18 protein-coding genes and 1 pseudogene are annotated in these 17,141 nt (G+C 30.7%); 3 read left to right on the forward strand and 16 right to left on the reverse strand.

Annotated elements, in window-relative coordinates:
* Positions 1 to 12: 12 nt before the first annotated feature.
* The 4 genes from FVE72_RS11025 to FVE72_RS11040 are packed head-to-tail and all read right to left on the reverse strand — an operon-like array spanning position 13 to position 4,294.
* Entirely contained in the window at positions 13 to 1,089 is a 1,077-nt protein-coding gene (locus FVE72_RS11025; RefSeq protein WP_036056231.1) for a mannose-1-phosphate guanylyltransferase, read from the reverse strand.
* Positions 1,090 to 1,113: 24 nt separating this feature from the next.
* Positions 1,114 to 1,977: a glucose-1-phosphate thymidylyltransferase RfbA gene (rfbA, locus tag FVE72_RS11030; protein WP_026738362.1), complete on the reverse strand. Its 864-nt coding sequence runs from the start codon at positions 1,975 to 1,977 to the stop codon at positions 1,114 to 1,116.
* 33 nt (positions 1,978 to 2,010) lie between these two features.
* A complete protein-coding gene (locus FVE72_RS11035; RefSeq protein WP_026738363.1) occupies positions 2,011 to 2,970 on the reverse strand; it encodes a type I phosphomannose isomerase catalytic subunit in 960 nt (319 codons plus the stop codon).
* A gap of 28 nt (positions 2,971 to 2,998) precedes the next feature.
* Positions 2,999 to 4,294, reverse strand: a complete 1,296-nt coding sequence (locus FVE72_RS11040; protein ID WP_026738364.1) for a sugar transferase — start codon at positions 4,292 to 4,294, stop codon at positions 2,999 to 3,001.
* 180 nt (positions 4,295 to 4,474) lie between these two features.
* Between FVE72_RS11040 and FVE72_RS11045 the strand changes: the two genes are divergently transcribed.
* The 3 genes from FVE72_RS11045 to FVE72_RS11055 all read left to right on the forward strand — a co-directional run bounded on the left by FVE72_RS11045 (position 4,475) and on the right by FVE72_RS11055 (position 7,282).
* The gene (locus FVE72_RS11045) at positions 4,475 to 5,755 is read left to right on the forward strand and encodes an O-antigen ligase family protein (protein WP_026738365.1); all 1,281 of its coding nucleotides are present in this window, start codon (positions 4,475 to 4,477) and stop codon (positions 5,753 to 5,755) included.
* Between the two features lie 91 nt (positions 5,756 to 5,846).
* Positions 5,847 to 6,458 (forward strand): outer membrane beta-barrel protein, encoded by a 612-nt coding sequence (locus FVE72_RS11050; protein WP_006807096.1) that lies wholly within the window; start codon positions 5,847 to 5,849, stop codon positions 6,456 to 6,458.
* 137 nt (positions 6,459 to 6,595) lie between these two features.
* Positions 6,596 to 7,282 (forward strand): TMEM164-related integral membrane acyltransferase, encoded by a 687-nt coding sequence (locus FVE72_RS11055; RefSeq protein ID WP_026738366.1) that lies wholly within the window; start codon positions 6,596 to 6,598, stop codon positions 7,280 to 7,282.
* 276 nt (positions 7,283 to 7,558) lie between these two features.
* Here FVE72_RS11055 and mnmG read toward each other — a convergent pair whose 3' ends face one another.
* The 12 genes and pseudogenes from mnmG to FVE72_RS11115 form a co-directional block, all read right to left on the reverse strand.
* The gene (gene mnmG, locus FVE72_RS11060) at positions 7,559 to 9,463 is read right to left on the reverse strand and encodes a tRNA uridine-5-carboxymethylaminomethyl(34) synthesis enzyme MnmG (protein ID WP_026738367.1); all 1,905 of its coding nucleotides are present in this window, start codon (positions 9,461 to 9,463) and stop codon (positions 7,559 to 7,561) included.
* A 1-nt stretch (position 9,464) separates the two neighbouring features.
* Positions 9,465 to 10,382: a ParB/RepB/Spo0J family partition protein gene (locus FVE72_RS11065; RefSeq protein WP_026738368.1), complete on the reverse strand. Its 918-nt coding sequence runs from the start codon at positions 10,380 to 10,382 to the stop codon at positions 9,465 to 9,467.
* Positions 10,376 to 11,146, reverse strand: a complete 771-nt coding sequence (locus FVE72_RS11070) for a ParA family protein (RefSeq protein ID WP_006807097.1) — start codon at positions 11,144 to 11,146, stop codon at positions 10,376 to 10,378. The genes FVE72_RS11065 and FVE72_RS11070 overlap by 7 nt, the downstream gene beginning before the upstream one ends.
* 12 nt (positions 11,147 to 11,158) lie before the next feature.
* Positions 11,159 to 12,526: a tRNA uridine-5-carboxymethylaminomethyl(34) synthesis GTPase MnmE gene (gene mnmE / locus FVE72_RS11075; protein WP_026738369.1), complete on the reverse strand. Its 1,368-nt coding sequence runs from the start codon at positions 12,524 to 12,526 to the stop codon at positions 11,159 to 11,161.
* A 23-nt stretch (positions 12,527 to 12,549) separates the two neighbouring features.
* Positions 12,550 to 13,419, reverse strand: a complete 870-nt coding sequence (locus FVE72_RS11080; RefSeq protein WP_146966596.1) for a Jag family protein — start codon at positions 13,417 to 13,419, stop codon at positions 12,550 to 12,552.
* 4 nt (positions 13,420 to 13,423) lie between these two features.
* Positions 13,424 to 14,098, reverse strand: coding sequence for a YidC/Oxa1 family membrane protein insertase (locus tag FVE72_RS11085; RefSeq protein WP_051411803.1), 675 nt, complete (start codon positions 14,096 to 14,098; stop codon positions 13,424 to 13,426).
* Positions 14,099 to 14,119: 21 nt separating this feature from the next.
* On the reverse strand, positions 14,120 to 14,329 hold the full coding sequence (gene yidD / locus FVE72_RS11090; protein WP_026738371.1) for a membrane protein insertion efficiency factor YidD: 210 nt from the start codon (positions 14,327 to 14,329) through the stop codon (positions 14,120 to 14,122).
* Positions 14,329 to 14,655, reverse strand: coding sequence for a ribonuclease P protein component (gene rnpA, locus FVE72_RS11095; RefSeq protein WP_036056236.1), 327 nt, complete (start codon positions 14,653 to 14,655; stop codon positions 14,329 to 14,331). Before rnpA ends, yidD begins: the two co-directional genes overlap by 1 nt.
* A 60-nt stretch (positions 14,656 to 14,715) precedes the next feature.
* On the reverse strand, positions 14,716 to 14,853 hold the full coding sequence (gene rpmH / locus FVE72_RS11100) for a 50S ribosomal protein L34 (protein ID WP_026738373.1): 138 nt from the start codon (positions 14,851 to 14,853) through the stop codon (positions 14,716 to 14,718).
* 153 nt (positions 14,854 to 15,006) lie between these two features.
* A complete protein-coding gene (locus FVE72_RS11105) occupies positions 15,007 to 15,819 on the reverse strand; it encodes an ABC transporter ATP-binding protein (RefSeq protein WP_232049451.1) in 813 nt (270 codons plus the stop codon).
* Positions 15,803 to 16,588, reverse strand: a complete 786-nt coding sequence (locus FVE72_RS11110) for an ABC transporter ATP-binding protein (protein ID WP_026738375.1) — start codon at positions 16,586 to 16,588, stop codon at positions 15,803 to 15,805. Before FVE72_RS11110 ends, FVE72_RS11105 begins: the two co-directional genes overlap by 17 nt.
* Before the next feature lie 9 nt (positions 16,589 to 16,597).
* Positions 16,598 to 17,080 (reverse strand): annotated as a pseudogene (locus tag FVE72_RS11115) (ABC transporter substrate-binding protein); the annotation flags it as partial.
* Positions 17,081 to 17,141 lie beyond the last annotated feature (61 nt).

Genomic DNA, 17,141 nt, shown 5'->3' on the forward strand with positions numbered 1-17,141 from the left:
TTAATATAAATTTTATAAGTATTCTGTTCTGTTACATATTTTTAAATTGTTTATAACTTCTTTTACTTCCTGAGTGTTATTTTTATTACATATTAAAATTGCATCTTCAGTATCTACAACTATTATATCTTCCAAACCTATTGTCGCTATAAGTTTATCCGTTCCCTGAATAATCGTATTTTTAGTTTTTATACTTATTACATTTCCGCTTATTACATTTCCGTCCTGATTACTTTGATTTATTCTTTCAAGCGATAACCAGCTTCCTACATCATCCCATCCGAAATTTCCCGGTATTACATATATATTTGATGCTTTTTCCATTATTCCGTAATCTATTGATTCTGAAGGAAGTTTAAAAAATTCGGTTTTTAAAACTTCATTATACTCTTCGGTTCCGATTGTACTTTCTATTATTTTAAGACCGTTATATACTTTCGGTAAAAGTTTTTCAAAATTTTTTAAAATAGTGGAAGCTCTCCATATAAACATTCCACTGTTCCATAAATATTGTCCTGAAGTAAGATATTCTTTTGCTTTTTCCAAATTAGGCTTTTCTTCAAATTTTAAAACTTCATAAATATTTTTTATTTTTGGAAGAGACTCTCCTTTTTTAAAATTTATATATCCGTATCCTGTTTCGGGATAATTAGGCGTAATTCCTATTGTTGCAAGATTATCTCCTTCTTCTATAACTTCCAGTGCTGTCTTTAAAGTGTCTATAAAAATTTCATTAAACTTAATCAAATGATCCGACGGCAATACTATCATTTTTGATTCAGGATCTTTTCTTGCTATATGAATTGCTGCAAGACCGATACATGGAGCTGTATTTTTCGATGCAGGTTCTACAATTATATTTTCCTTAGGTATGTCGGGTATATGCTCGCTTACTAAATTTTTATAAAGTTCATTTGTAACCACATATACATTATCCATTTCGACCAAACTTTCTAATCTTTTAACTGTATGCTGTATCATTGATTTTCCGTCATCTGTCAACGATAAAAACTGTTTGGGTAAATTTACTCTGCTTTTAGGCCAAAATCTTTCACCTTTTCCTCCGGCCATTATTACTACTGAAACCATAATTATATTTCTCCTTCAATTTTTTTATTTAATTAATGATTTTAAATACTTTCCATATTCGGTATTTTTCATTATTCCGGCTTTTTCCATTATTTCTCTTTTTTCTATCCAGCCTTTATTATAAGCTATTTCTTCTATACATGCAACATAAAATCCCTGTCTTTTTTGAATTGCTTCAACAAAATTAGCTGCTTCAAGTAAAGCGTCATGAGTTCCTGTATCGAGCCATGCCATACCGCGTCCGAGTTTATTTACCTTTAATGAATTCTCTTTTAAATACATTTTATTTACTGAAGTAATTTCCAGCTCTCCCCGTTTCGACGGCTTTACATTTTTTGCTTTTTTTATTACGGAATTGTCATAAAAATACAATCCCGTTATTGCATAGTCGGACTTAGGATTCTCAGGTTTTTCTTCCAATGAAGTTACATTGTCGTTTTTATCAAATCCCACTACTCCATAAGCTGTCGAATCCTTTACCGGATACCCGAATATCACAGCCCCGTTTTCCAATTTTGCTGTTTCTTCCAATAGTCCTGAAAAGCCATTTCCGTAAAAAAGATTGTCTCCGAGTATGAGAGCAACATTATCACTTCCTATAAATTTTTCTCCTATCAAAAATGCTTCTGCCAGTCCGTTAGGTTCTTCCTGTATTTCATATTCTATCTTTAATCCTAATCCGTCTCCGTTTCCCAACAATTCTTTAAAAATCGGCAAATCTCTGCATGTAGAGATTATAAGAATTTCCCTTATATCTGCAAGCATCAGAACAGATAACGGATAATATATCATGGGTTTATCATATATCGGAAGTATCTGTTTTGAAATAGAAACTGTCAACGGATGAAGTCTTGTACCTCTTCCTCCTGCAAGAATAATTCCTTTCATAAAAATATTCTCCTAAGTTTTAAATATTCACTTTTATTCTATAACAGTTCTCAATATTTGGAGATCTCCTTTTAATGTTACATTCATATGAGGAGGAACAAGTATCGATTCTCCTTTTCTGATTTCCAGTGAGTAATCATCCTGATTTATTGTTCCTTTTCCTTCCAAAATAGAGTAAATAATCATACTTTCATTATTTCTGTCGTCAAAAGTTTTGTTTATTTTGATTTTATCAATAGAATAATATTTTTTTCTTATTAAATTTTTTCTTGTTTCATTTTCTTTGAAGTCAGTATTTACAATATTCACTTTTCTGTCAAAATCGATAGTATCTGCAGACTCTTTAATATGCAGTTTTCTCTTCACACCGTTTTCAATTCTGTCAAAATCATAAATTCTGTAAGTAATATCGGAATTTTCCTGTATTTCAGCAAAAAGCACACTTCCTTTCAGTGAAGCGTGTACCGTTCCCGGCACAATATCAATAAAATCTCCTTTTTTAACAGACTTTTCTTCAAACATTCCTTCAAAATCATTATTTTCGGCTTTTGTTAAAAACTGTTCTTTCGTAATTCCCGGTTTCATTCCCATTATAAGAACGGCATCGTCGCTTGCTTCCATAATATACCATGATTCACTTTTTCCCAATTCATTATGATTTTTCAAAGCCGTTTCATCATCGGGATGAACCTGTATGGACAGTCTGTCATTTACATCAAGATATTTAATAAGTAAAGGAAATCTGTCTTTGTATTCATTGTAAACTTTATTTCCTACAAGTTTTTCTTTATACTCATCGTAAACTTCCTGTAAAGTTTTACCTGCAAGTTCTCCGTTTTCAACGATACTCATTCCGTTGGGATGAGCCGATATTTCCCAGGATTCACCTATTTTCTTATTTTCAGGAAGTTTCATATTCAGTTTTGTCTCAAATTCCCGTCCTCCCCAGACTTTTTCAATAAATACTTTCTTAAATTTTAACGGATACAGCATTTTTCCTCCTAATTAAAGCGTTATATTCTTATTTCCCTTTTCCGAATAATACTATTTTTGCTGTTTTCATAATTGTCAGAACATCCATTATTAAATCCTGATTTTTTAAATAGTATAAATCATATTCGAGTTTTTTCTTTGCATCTTCCGCACTTTCCCCGTAAGGATACATCACCTGTGCCCATCCTGTAATTCCGGGTTTTATCATATGTCTTAAATTATAATAAGGTATTTTTTCATTGTATTCTTCTGCAAGTAAATCCCATTCGGGTCTTGGACCTACAAAACTCATTGTTCCTTTCACAATACAGAACAACTGAGGCAATTCGTCTATTCTTGTCTTTCTTATAAAGTTTCCGAAAGGAGTTACTCTGTCATCATCATCTTTTGTATATTTGGGATATTTTGTACTGTCATGTATTTTCATACTTCTGAATTTGTATATTTTAAATTTTTTCATATTCTGACCTATACGGACCTGTTTAAATATAACGGGACCCGGCGATTCGAGTTTTATTATTATTGCAGTTATAAGTGCTATCGGAGATAATACTATCATTAAAATAAATGCTATTATCAGATCCAGTCCCCTTTTAATGTTTCTCTGGCTTTCATTACTTAATATATCAAAGCCGTTTGATTCCAGAAGCCATTCTTCATCTATCTGATTTATATCTATTTTTTTTTGTATACTCTCGTTAAATTCTTCGTAACTGAGAACTTTCAAACCATTTATTTTCAAATCGAAAATTCTTTTCAGATATTCTTTAAAACTCTCACTTTTTATATCTTTAACTATTACCAGAGCATCTATTTCCTTTTCTTTAATTATTTTTTCCATCTCATCATATCTTCCGACAAGATATTCTGTCGCTTTGTTTTTATTATTTGAAATATATCCTATATATTCATAGTCCGGGCTGTTTATCAAATCTTTCTGAACATTGTTCACTATATGATTGGAGCCGAAAATAAGGACTCTCTGTTTTTTCACATGTTTTAAACATATCTGTCTTCTGAATATTACCTGAAAAATGAAAATTATTGAAAAAATTAAAAATATATCCCAGTCTCTTAAAAAAACAAATATTATAATGGAAAATATAAAATCTATTCCTAAATTTATAAACACGTCTTTATATCTGAATCTTTCAGCATAAAAATCAAGTTGTCCGAATACAAATTCCGTAAAAATGAAAATCATAAACAGGAAATTTGTCAAATATTTTATAGAATAACCGAAGTTATTTAAAAGTATATTGTAAATTATATACAGGACTATTATGTAAATTCCCGATATTTTTGTGTTTTTCTCAATTTTCATAAATTTCCTCTTCTTAAAAATTTATAAAATCTTTTGTTGAATTATATCACTTTTTCTTTATATTTACAACTCGAAGTATTATTTTTTCTTTAAATCTGCTCATTGTACCATTTTCTTTTGCTTTTCAAGCTAATAAATGATACAATACTTTTACAATATAAATTATAAGGAGCGATAATAATGAAAAAATTATATAATACAGGATATTATGTTTGTTTACTTTTTGCACTTTCAGTTTTTTTATCTGTAAAAGCACAAAATGTTTTAGGTATACTGCTTTTGCTCTTGTTTATCATTTCCATGTTTTCAAAAGAAAATAGAGAGAAATTAAAACTTCTGACAGATAAACAGATTATACTCGGTTTAACGGTTTTCATAGTGACCCCTTATATTATTGCTTTAATTGACGGAGGATTGAAAGCAAGAATCGATATGGACGATTATATAAAGTTTATATTATTTCTTCCTTTGGTATTTTTTCTAGACAGCGAAAAGAAATTTTGGAATTTCCTTAAAAGTCTTCTCACAGGCGGAACTCTTTCGTTAATAATTACTTTATTTATTTTTATTAAAAATTATGATGAATGGGCTCATCCTAAAGGTTTTGTTTATCCGAGAGTTTTCTTTGAGCTTGACCCTCAGGATTTTGCAAATATTATGTGCCTTCTTTTATTATTTCTTATTTCATTTTTTCTTTTTTACAAATTTGAAAAAAAAGAAGATAATTTTAAATTCAAGCTGCTTTATTTTTTCATAATAGTTTTAAATGTTTTTATTCTTCTTGTCAATCGTTCAAAAATGGTATATATATGCCTGATTCCTACTGTTATTTATATACTGTATAAGAAAAATAAAAAATATATAGCAGTTTTCTTTATATTCTGTATAGGCGGTTTCTTCTTACTGCCTCACACTATATCCGACAGACTTCAATATATAGTAAAAGTTCAAAAAGATCCTTCAAGTAATCTAAGACTTATTTTCTGGGACGGAGCAGTATCTTCCATTAAAGAAAGCCCTTTAATCGGAATGAAATCCGAACAGAGACGTGATTTTGTGGAAAATTACTATAAGCAGAAAGGGGTATATGACTATGTTGTTGCAAATTATGAATTTGTAAAAACAAGAAATGTTCTTGATACTCATAATATGTATCTGCAATTTTTAACTTATTTCGGTATTATAGGATTTATTTCATTAATTTTCTTTTTCTTTTTCATTATTCCGAAAAGACTTCTCAGTATTTCTTTTTATAAAAATAGAGAAAAAAATGAAAAAAGTAGTGAATACAGCAAATTTATCGCTCTTGAAATAGCTTTAAAAGCTTCTTACGCTTGTTATTTAATTCAAGGATTGACTGAAATCAATCTGAATAATAAAAGTATTATTTTAGCTTTTTCCGTTTTAATTTATATTTTAAATTTTGTTATTCATAAAAATTTTAAAATGAAACTAAACTAAATCCTTTGTTTTTTTATTGCTTTTTCATTTTAATTGAGTTATAATACATTAAGTAATAAAGTTAAAAACTAATTTTATAGGAGGAAACAAAATGAAAAAATTATTATTATTAGGAGCTTTAATAAGTTCAGTTGCTATGGCTCAAGTTGTAGAAGTAAGAATCGGAGGAGATTTATCTAATAGCGGAAAATTCAAAGGAGGATTTTCTGACGGTGCTAATCTTCAAAAAAAAGCTATAAAAAGAGGAATTGAACTTTCTGCTGAATACAGAACACCTGTTCTTGAAAACTTTGAAATCGGTGGAGGAATTTCTTATAAACATAATAAAGTAGATTCTAAAGGATACTATGAACATAAAGGTGTAGATTCTGTTCCTGTATACTTTACTGCAAGATATAACTTTAAAAATTCTTCTGAAGTGACTCCTTATGTAAAAGCTAATTTAGGATATGCTTTTAATTCAGGAAGTTTAAAATGGTTCAACAATTCTTCTTATTATGGAGAAGCTAAATTTAAAGGCGGATTATATTCAGGAGTAGGAGCCGGTATCCAATATAAAAACTTTGTAGCTGATTTATCTTATAACTGGAATAGAATGAGAGTAGATAGAAAAGGATATGTTGCTCCATACAGATATGAAGATAAATTTACTCTTAGTCACGGAACTCTTACTTTAGGTTTAGGATACTCATTCGGATTCTAATTACTAAATTGAATTCTAAAATTTTGAAATTTATAATAACTTACTACCTTTGCTTATGCAAGGGTAGTTTTTTATTTAATAAAATGATATAATATTTTTGTTTCTAATTTAAATTTTTAATTTTATGGAGGTATATTTTGAAACCGGAAACTTTATATTTTTCATATTTTAGTACTATTCATTTATACAGTTTTATTGCCTCGGCTTTGATAAGCATAATTCTTCTTATTATTCCGAAATTATATAAAAAGATAAATTTACAAAAGTATTCTGTTTTTTTGGGTATTTTTGTTTTATCATTTAAATTGCTTGATTCAGTATACAGAGTTTTATATCAATACGAACCTGTTTACAATACAGTGCCTATTCATCTTTGCAATTTTGCAGCTATTGCTGCAGGAGTTTACCTGATTACGAGAAAAAGATTTTTCTTTAATTTACTTTATTTTCTCAGTTTTGGAGCAGCTTTTGCTCTTGTTTTACCCGGAGTTACTTATTATTATTATCCTGTTTATGTATATATTTTTATGATTATGCATGCTTTGGAATTTGTAGGAGTTATTTACGGATTTGTGTATTTGAAAGAAAAAATTACTTTTAAAGGATTTACAGGATCTTGTATTGTTCTATTGGGACTGTTCTTATTTTCCCATTTTTATAATATGAGATTCGGTACGAATGCCATGTTTATAAATGATTATATTGCTCCTATGGTGAGTTTTATCAAACCTTTCAGATTATATATTTTTGTTTTAATTATAAGTATGCTGTTTATTATGTTTTTAATGTATTTACCTTTTTCAAAAAGGTATTCAAAAAATTAATTTGTGGAAATGTATTTTGTTTCACGTGGAAAAGATGTGGAGAGATTCATGAGGGCTCATTGCCGCCCTCATACTTCCGCCACCCATGTTCTACGCGACTTCGTCGACTCTGAAAATGCGGGAATACTTTCGTACTATTCAAGAATATCCATTTAAAACTCATTCTTTAAAATCTAAAATTCTAATAAATATATTATTCTAAAAAATCTGTTGTTTATAATTTACAAAATCTAAATAAAGGATTTCAAATTAAATTTAAAGTTGGAAAGTTTTTTGCTACTTTTTTTCTAAAAAAGAAGATATATTAGCAATTAAAATTCCTATATCGTTATAAGTAACTCCGCTTATACGACTTGCCTGACCTACTGTATGAGGTTTTCCGTAAGTTAATCCAGATACAGCTATGTTACTTAATCCTCTTATCTTTTCATAATCAATATTTTCAGGGATTTTCATTTCTTCAAGTTTTTTAAATTTTTCTATCTGAGTTTTTTCTCTTTCAATAAATACATTATATTTCGCATTTATTTCTATCTGTTCTTTTACAATAGGGGAAAACTCTTTTGTTTCAATAAATTCGGATAAATTGTCGTAAATTATCTCTTTTCTTGCTAAAAATTCAAATGCCGAAACAGGACTGTTTGTACTGTTTACGGTTTTTTCCTCATTATTATTTTTCTGATTAAATATTTTTCCGAGCTCTTTCAACTTTTCGTTTGTTTCTTTTGTCGGATAAACAGTTATGGTTTTTAATCTTTCTGTTTCTTCATCTATCTGATTTTTTGCCTTTTCAAGCTCTTCCAGTTTCTTTTTGCTTAGTAGCCCTATTTCTTTGGATTTTTCAAGAAGTCTTATAAATATATTATCCTGTCTTAAAGTCAGCCTGTATTCTGCTCTTGACGGCAGCACTCTGTAAGGTTCCGGAGTTTTTTTATTTATTATATCATCTATAAGGACTCCTATATATCCTTCACTTCTGTCAATAACTATTTCTTCTTTTCCTAATATTCTTCTCGCTGCATTCACTCCTGCAATAAATCCCTGACAGGCAGCTTCTTCATAGCCGCTCGTTCCGTTTATAGTTCCTGCTGTATAAAGTCCTTTTATGACCTTTGTTTCAAGAGTAAGATTTAACTGATATGCAGGTATAAAGTTATACTCTACTGCATAGCCGTATCTTAATATTTTTGCATTCTCCAGTCCTGCTATTGTTTTCAACATCGCTTCCTGAGCAAAAGGAGGCATTGCAGTGGTAAATCCGTTCACGTATATTTCGTTGGATTCAACTGATTCCTGTTCAAGAAATATCTGATGATCGGTTTTTTCAGGGAAATTAAGTATTTTTCTGTCCAGTGACGGACAATGTCTTGGTCCCTTCGTGCTGACTATTCCCGTTACTATGGGAGAATATTTTAACATTTCTTTTCCTGTTTCTATTGTTTTTTCAGTAGTAAACGTAAGCCATGTAGGTAAAACAGGATTGTATTCTTTTTCAGTCTCGTAGGAAAAATATCTCGGCTTTTCTTCTCCTTTTAATTCCTGAGTTTTTGAAAAGTCGATCGTTCTTTTGTCTATTCTCGGAGGTGTTGCTGTCTGGTATCTGTCCAGTTCAAAGCCGTATTCTGCAAGTTTATCAGGCAATTCGTCACTTGAAGGCTCTCCCTGACGTCCTGCCGAATATTTCACGTCCCCTATTATAAATTGCCCTTTTAAAAATGTTCCTGTACAAAGTATAACAGCTTTTGCTCCGTATTTTACACCTAATTTGTCTTCTACTCCTCTAATTTCACCATTTTCCAACATCAAATCCGCAACAATTCCCTGAATAATATCAAGATTTTCCTGTTTTTCAAGGACTTCTCTCATTTTTATTCTGTATCTGTATTTATCGGCTTGGGCTCTTGTTATTCTCGAAGCAAGTCCTTTTGTATGATTGAGATTTTTAAGCTGCAAATTATAGTTATCTATATGCCTTGCTATTTCTCCGCCCAGCATTCCGAGTTCCGAAACAAGATGACTTTTCCCCGGACCGCCTATAGAGGGATTACATGACATCATAGCTATATTATCAAGATAAATTGTAAAAAGAGCAGTTTTAAGTCCGAGTCGTGAAGCTGCAAGAGCTGCCTCCACTCCTGCATGACCTGCTCCCACTACTATTACATCATAATTTTTATTCATTTTATATTAAAATCCTTTTTGAAATTATTTGTTTTATTTTTTCGATTTCTTCGTCTGTAAGTCTTCCCTGTATTTCAAATGACGTCGATTTTTTACCTTTTTTGACAATAATCTTATTATCATCGACTGTCAGTGCCAATTTTTTTATTTCTCTTTCTATATCAGAAATTTCCATTGCAGAAAGTTTTTCTATATTTTTTTCCATATTTTCAAAATTTGTTCTATTCAGATAGTTGAAAATAGTGTCGGATTTTCTTATGTTTTTTATTTCGTCAAGTTTTTCAAGCAACTGTTCAGGATATTTTTCCACTCTCAAATATCTCGCAACGGTCCTTTTGGAAATTCCGTACTCCTGTGCTATCTGTTCGGCATTTTTCTTTTTATTTCTGCTTTCTCTCCATATTTTCATGGATATTTCAAGGGTAGTAAGGTCTTCTCTCAATGTATTTTCATGTAAAGAAATTTTATCCAGAATCTCGTAACCGGCATCTTCAGGAATAATAATAAAGTTTTTTGTTCCTGCAGGATTAAAATCTTTTATATTTTCATAACCGTAATACACTGCCGAAAGTCTTCTGAATCCTGATAAAATTTTGTATTTTCCGTCCTCTTTCCGAATCACGTAAACGGGATTTATTATACCTATTTCGTTTATGGATTCAGCCAGATTTCTCAATGCTTCTGTTTCCATTATTTTCTCAAAAGTTATTTCTCTGTTTATAAATTCTCTATCCGAAAAATCTATCTTTCTCAATATTTTTTCATTTATTGAAGTTATTTCGGCACCTTTTATTTTAAGAACTTCTGTTTTTATATTTTCGTCTTCTTCCAGCTGTTTTACAAAGTTTTTTGTTTTTTCATTGTTTAAATTGGAAAAAGGATTTCTTTTTTCAAAAATATTTTTTGATTTTTTTACCATTCCAATCCCTCTCTTTCCAGTACTTCCAAAGCCAAATCCTCATAATCTCTCGCTCCGTTTGAAGCGGGAGCATAGTCGAATATGTCCTGGGCATGTGCCGGAGCCTTTGCCAAATCTACATTCTGTCTTATTACTGTTTTCATAATCGTACTTTTAAAATGTTCTTCCAGCTGCTCTTTGGAATCTGAAGACAAACTTGTTCTTATATCGTATTGAGTCAGTATAAGCCCTTTTACCTGAAGTTTGTCGTTTAAGTCCTCTTTTATCTCGTTAATCGTCGAAATAAGAAGTCCTGCACCTCTCAATTCAAAATATCCCGATCTCAATGTCAGATATATACTGTCCGCAGCAACTATTGCATTAAGGGTAAGTATGGACAATGAAGGAGAAGTATCCATTATACACATATCAAATTCATCCTCCACTTCTCTCAATATTTTTTTCAGCACGCTTTCTCTGTTCAGTTGAGAAGACAGATTTATATTCACCCTTTCACTTTCAAGGTTACTCGGTATAAGATAAAAATTATCCGCTTGAGGAAGTTTTATTATTGCTTCTTTTATATTTCTTTTCATTAAAGCATTTAAAATAGTACAGTCCACTTCATTAGGGTCCACTCCCAGAGCATCAGTCAGATTTCCCTGAGGATCACAGTCTATTACCAAAATTCTTTTTCCTTTTTTCGCATAATAGGAAGCCAGATTATAGGCTGTTGTTGTCTTGGCAACTCCGCCTTTATTATTTGCTATAACTATTTTTTTCATAAATTTTCCTCCTTATTTCCCTACGCAGAAATTTCCGAAAACATGATCCAGTATATCTTCCGAAGAAATTTCTCCCGTAATTTCGGACAAAGCATCCAATGCCTCTTTCAAGTCTACAGATATAAGATCCATAGGCATTCCGTTATCTATTGTTTCAAAAATATTGTTTACAGCTTCTTTTGTTTTTTCAAGAGCCGTTTTATGTCTTATATTTGTAATTATCAATTTTTCCGAAGTATTTTCCACATCTTCTTCCACAATGTAAGAATATATTTTTTCTTCCATTTCGTCTATTCCTATATTGTCTTTAGCCGATATTTTCAGTATATTTTCCAAGTCATAATTACTTAAATCTATTTTTCTTTCCAAATCTATTTTATTTAATAAAACTATTGTTTTTTTGTTATTTTCCTTTATTTTTTCTATAACTTCAATGTCTTCTTTTTCAAGCTCTTTGGATGCGTCCAGTACAAGCAGTATCAAATCGGCTTTTTCTATAAACTGTTTAGATTTTTCTACACCGATATTTTCCACTATATCTTCAGTTTTTCTTATTCCCGCTGTATCCACGAGAACAAGGGGAATCCCTTTTATATTTATTATTTCTTCTATTATATCCCTTGTCGTTCCGGGAATATGAGTTACAATGGCTCTTTCTTCTTTTAAAAGAGAATTAAGCAAAGTCGACTTTCCAACGTTAGGCTTTCCGACTATTACGGTTTTTATACCTTCTTTTATCTTTTTCCCTTTATCGTAAGATTCTATAAGGATATTCGCTTCTTTATATACTTTTTCAAGATTTTCTCTCAGATTTTCAAGCAGAGGATCGTCTATCCCTTCTTCGGGATAATCGAGGACTACATTTACATGGGCTGTTACATCAAGTAAAGCCTTTTTAAACTTATTTATTTTTTCCTTCAAATCCCCTCTCAGCTGATCCATTGAAAGAGAGATACTTTTTTCAGTCTTCCCCTGTATCAGATCTATAACCGCTTCAGCCTGTGATAAATCTATTCTCCCGTTCATAAAAGCTCTTTTTGTAAATTCTCCCTGTTCCGCGTGTCTTGCTCCGTTTTTTAAAACCAGTTCGAGAACTTTTTCGGTTATAAGATTTCCCCCGTGACAGTTTATCTCGACTATATCTTCACAAGTATATGTTTTAGGGGCTTTCATTCTTACGGTCATAACTTCATCTATTATTTTCCCGTTATCGTGGACAAATCCGTAATTAAATTTATAAAAACCCAAATCTTTATTTGGGTTTTTCATATTAAATATTTTGCTTAAAATTTCAAATGATTTATCTCCCGATATTCTTATTATTCCTATTCCCCCTTCTCCCTTAGGAGTGGAAATGGCAGCTATCGTATCAAATAACATTGTTATACCTCATTTTGAATTTTTTAATCTTTTGTTCTCTTTATTACCAGATATCTTTTAGGCTCTTCTCCTACACTTTCTGTTTTCAGACCTTTCATAAAAGATATTTCTTCATGTATTATTTTTCTTTCTCTCGCAGACATAGGATTAAGTTTAACGTTTCTTCCTGTTTCCAATACTTTTTTCCCTTTTTTTCTCGCCAAATCTCTTAAAGATTCTTCTCTTTTCTGCTTATAATCATTGGAATCTATTACTACTCTTATATTTTTAAAGTTTTTAACGGAACTTAGCAAATATTCAACACTGTTTAATGTACTTCCTTTTTCTCCTATCAAGTATCTTATATCTTTTCCGTCAACATTTACAACGTATCTTTCTCCAATTCTTTTTATGTCCACTACTCTTAAATCCAGTTTTGAATTTACTATAAATTCTTTCATGAAACTTCTTATTTTGTCATAATTAGAATCATCGTTTCTTATTTCTTTTACTTCATTTTCTTTATTTCCTGAAGTATTTACATTTTGTTCAAAGTTTCTGTTTGCCCTGTTTCCTGAAAACTTTTTATTTTCAAAACCGTATTTTTCATTTTTTTCTTTTTTAAAATTTTCTCTGTTATTTCTTTTATCTTTTCTTACATCTTTTTTCTCAAATTTATCGAATTTTTCAAAATTTTTCTTTTCATATCTGTCATTTTTAAATTCATTTTTTTCAATTTCATATTTTTTTACAATATCAATCTGATATTTTCCTTTAAGATTAAAAAATAATATTTTCTTAGGCTCTTTAATAACTGTTATTTTAAAAGTTTCGTCTTTTTCCAAAGTCAAAGTTCTTTTAATCATTTTATCAAGTTCTTCTCTGTTTTGTGCATTTAATATTATTTTATCCATTTAATCAGTCTCTCCCTTTCATTATGATATATTGCTGAGCAACTGAAAGTACTCCCGACACGAGATAATACAATGTTACACCTGACGGCATGTTATAGAAAAGTACAAGCATCAATATAGGCATTGTATACATCATTGACTGCATCTGACTGTTTACTCCCTGTTCTTTTGACGGTCCCGACATCATTTTTTGCTGGAAGAAAGTTACTACTGTATTTAAAATTGGAAGTAAATTAACAGCAAATGTTCCTATTTTAAAAAGATTGTCAGGATGCTTCAAATGAAACCAAAGAAAAGTGGCATCATTAGGTATAGCATCTCCGCTGAAAGCATAAAACAATGCTATAAATATAGGCATCTGAATCAATATAGGAAGACATCCTCCTAAAGGATTCACATTATTTTCTTTGTATATTTCCATTGTTTTTTGCTGTAACATCTGCTGATCGTCTTTATACTTCTCTTTTAATTTATCTAATTGAGGTTGCAGTTCCCTCATTCTTTTCATCGACTTTTCCTGTTTTAAAGTCAAAGGAAATATTAATATTCTTACTATTATAGTGACTATTATTATTGCTATTCCGTAATTCCCTACTATCCCGTTTATTGCCTTCAATATTGTAACAACAAGAGCTTCCAACGCAGGTATTCTAAGAAAGCCTCCTTTTGCTTTCGCCATTTTCAATTTCCTCCATTTTTATTATTTCAAAGGATCGTAGCCGCCTTTATGAAAAGGATGACATTTCAAGACCCTTTTTACACTTAAATATACTCCTTTTATCGCACCGTATTTTGTAACAGCCTGTCTTGCATATTCCGAACAAGTCGGATAAAATCTGCATTTTCTCCCGAAAGCTCCGGAAAAAAATTTCTGATATATTTTTATCAAAAACAAAAGTATATGTTTCATCATTTTACCGCCTTTAACATATCCTTTTCAATGTCTTTATATTTTAAACTTTTTATATTTTCTTTCAAATTTGATTTTCCTACAAAAATATAATCTGAACTCTCTTTAAATTTTGATTTGTTTACTTTTACAAATTCTCTAAAAAGTCTTTTAATTCTGTTTCGCTGAACAGCTTTTCCTGTTTTTTTACTGGCTACAAAGCCGAATCTCTGTTCATTTTTATTATTTTCTTTTATAAAAATAATAGCATACCTTGTGTATACTTTCTTAGAATTATTATATATAAAAGAAAAATCTTTATTTTTCTTTATTTTATTAATCTGCATATTTGTACTCTTTAGCTTTATATTTTGTCAAAAACCCGGTGTTGTTTTTTTATCACCGGGTTATGCTGAAAGTTTCGCTCTTCCTTTGTCTCTTCTTCTTTTTAAAACGTTTCTTCCGCTTTTAGTTTTCATTCTTGATCTGAATCCGTGATCTTTTTTTCTTTTTCTTTTATTCGGTTGGTATGTTCTTTTTGTCATTTTCTTTCCTTTCTCAAATTATATTTAATAATTCTCTATTATTTAAGTTATTTACATAATATAATAAACAAAATTTGCAAAAAAGTCAAGAAATATTTCTTAAAAATTGCAATTTCATGAAATTATTTATAATACAGTTAAGTATTTTGGGAATTATTTTGTAGTTTCTTTTTTCTCATGCACAGGAAATATGGCATTTAACAATGCTTTTGTATAAGGATGTTTCGCCTTTTCGGAGATTTGTCCTCCTTCGATAAATTCCACTACATCTCCATGATACATAACAGCGATCTGATGGGCAAAAGACTCTATCAATGCAATATCATGACATATAAAAATCATTGTTATCCCTTTTTCTTTCTGAAGTCTGACAAGGAGTTCAACTACAGTTTTCTGAATGGATACGTCCAGTGCGGAAGTTGCTTCGTCGTATATAAGTATTTCAGGTTCCAATGAAATAGCCCTTGCTATTCCCAGTCTCTGTCTTTGCCCTCCACTCATATTCTGAGGATATTTTGTTACAAATTTTTCGGGCAAATCAACCATTTTTAAAAGTTCTACGGCTTTTTCCTTTCTTTCGGATTTCTTAAGTCTGTTATAATTCATAAGAGGCTCTGTAAGTATCTGCATTACATTCATTTTAGGATTGAAAGCGGACCACGGATCCTGAAAGACTATCTGTATATTCTGTCTGTTCAGCCAGACTTCTTCTTTTGTAAACTTACTTATGTCTTTTCCGTGATAAAGTATTTCTCCTGAAGTGGGTTTTTCAAGATCCATAAGCATATTTACAAGAGTTGATTTTCCTGAACCCGATTCTCCCACTATTCCCAATGTTTTTCCTTTGTGTATCTGTAAATTTACATTGTTACACGCAATTACTTTTTTGTTGTCGGACTTTTCATAAATTTTAGTAAGATTTTTAGTTTCCAGAATTATATCATTTTCTTTATACAAGTCTTTCACCTCCTATTTCAGGAACTGCTTTTAACAGTTGTTTTGTATAGTCACTTTTCGGATTGCTTATAACATCTTCTGCTGTACCTTCATCAACTACTTTTCCCTTCTGCATAACTATTATCCAATCGGAAATATAAGCTGCAACTCCTAAATTGTGTGTTACCATGATTATCGATGTATCACTTATTTCTCTTAAATTCATAATTTCTTTTACTATCTGTTCCTGAGTTATTACATCCAGAGCACTTGTAGGCTCGTCAGCCAGTATTATTTTAGGCTCGAAAGTCAGAGCCATAGCTATTCCCACTCTTTGTTTCATTCCTCCCGACAGCTGATGAGGATAACTTTTCATAATAATATCCGGGTCAGGCAAATTTACTTTGGAAAATAAAGATTTGGCTTTTTCTTCAGCTTCTTTAGTTGATAAATTTGAATGGATCTGAATGTATTCTACAAACTGTTTTCCTATTTTTCTTATAGGATTCAAAGTTCCTCCTGAATCCTGTGAAATCATTGTAATTTCAGTTCCTCTTAATTTTCTCCATTCGTTAATGTCTTTATTCAAAAGAGATTTGCCGTTATAAATCAAATCTCCCGAAACTACTTTTCCGTCATTAGGCAATAATCCTAAAATAGAAGAAAGAATGGTAGATTTTCCGCTACCGCTTTCTCCTACTATTGTTATTATCTGACCTTTTTTTAATGACATAGAGAAATTTTCAACTACCGGATCTTTATCCCCGTATTGAATTTTTATATTTTTTATCTCCAGCATAGGTTCTCCTTATTTTTTAGATACGTCTTTTGTTATCCAGTAGTAATCCATAGGATACATTTTCAATCCTTCTACGGATTTATTGCTATATAAGAATGTTGTTTCATATCCGAAGAATAAAGTAGCTGCATCATTCATAATCAGCTGCTGTATTTTTACTATCATATCTTTTCTTTTTGCTGCATCAAATTCTTTTGACAGATCTGTCAATAATTTGTCCACTTCAGGATTGGAATATCCTACCTGATTTGTTTTTGCTTTACTGTACCAGTTTTCATTCAAGTATTTTTCAGGATCTCCGGTATTTGCAGCAAGTACGTTCCAAATGAGTAAATCAAAGTTTGAAGCATCTCTCATGCTTAAAGTCGTTTCATAGCTTACAGGTTTTAGAGTAACTTTTATTCCTATATCTTTCATATTAGCCTGAAGTGCCTGAGCGTAAACTCCCAATTCTTCTCTACTTGTATAAATTACGAAAGTCAAGTCAAGTTTTTTTATGATATAATAGTTAAGGTTTTATTTTTTTTATGTTTAAAGGTGTAGGAGTTTTTGT

Source organism: Pseudoleptotrichia goodfellowii (assembly GCF_007990505.1).
Classification (GTDB): Bacteria; Fusobacteriota; Fusobacteriia; order Fusobacteriales; family Leptotrichiaceae; genus Pseudoleptotrichia; species Pseudoleptotrichia goodfellowii.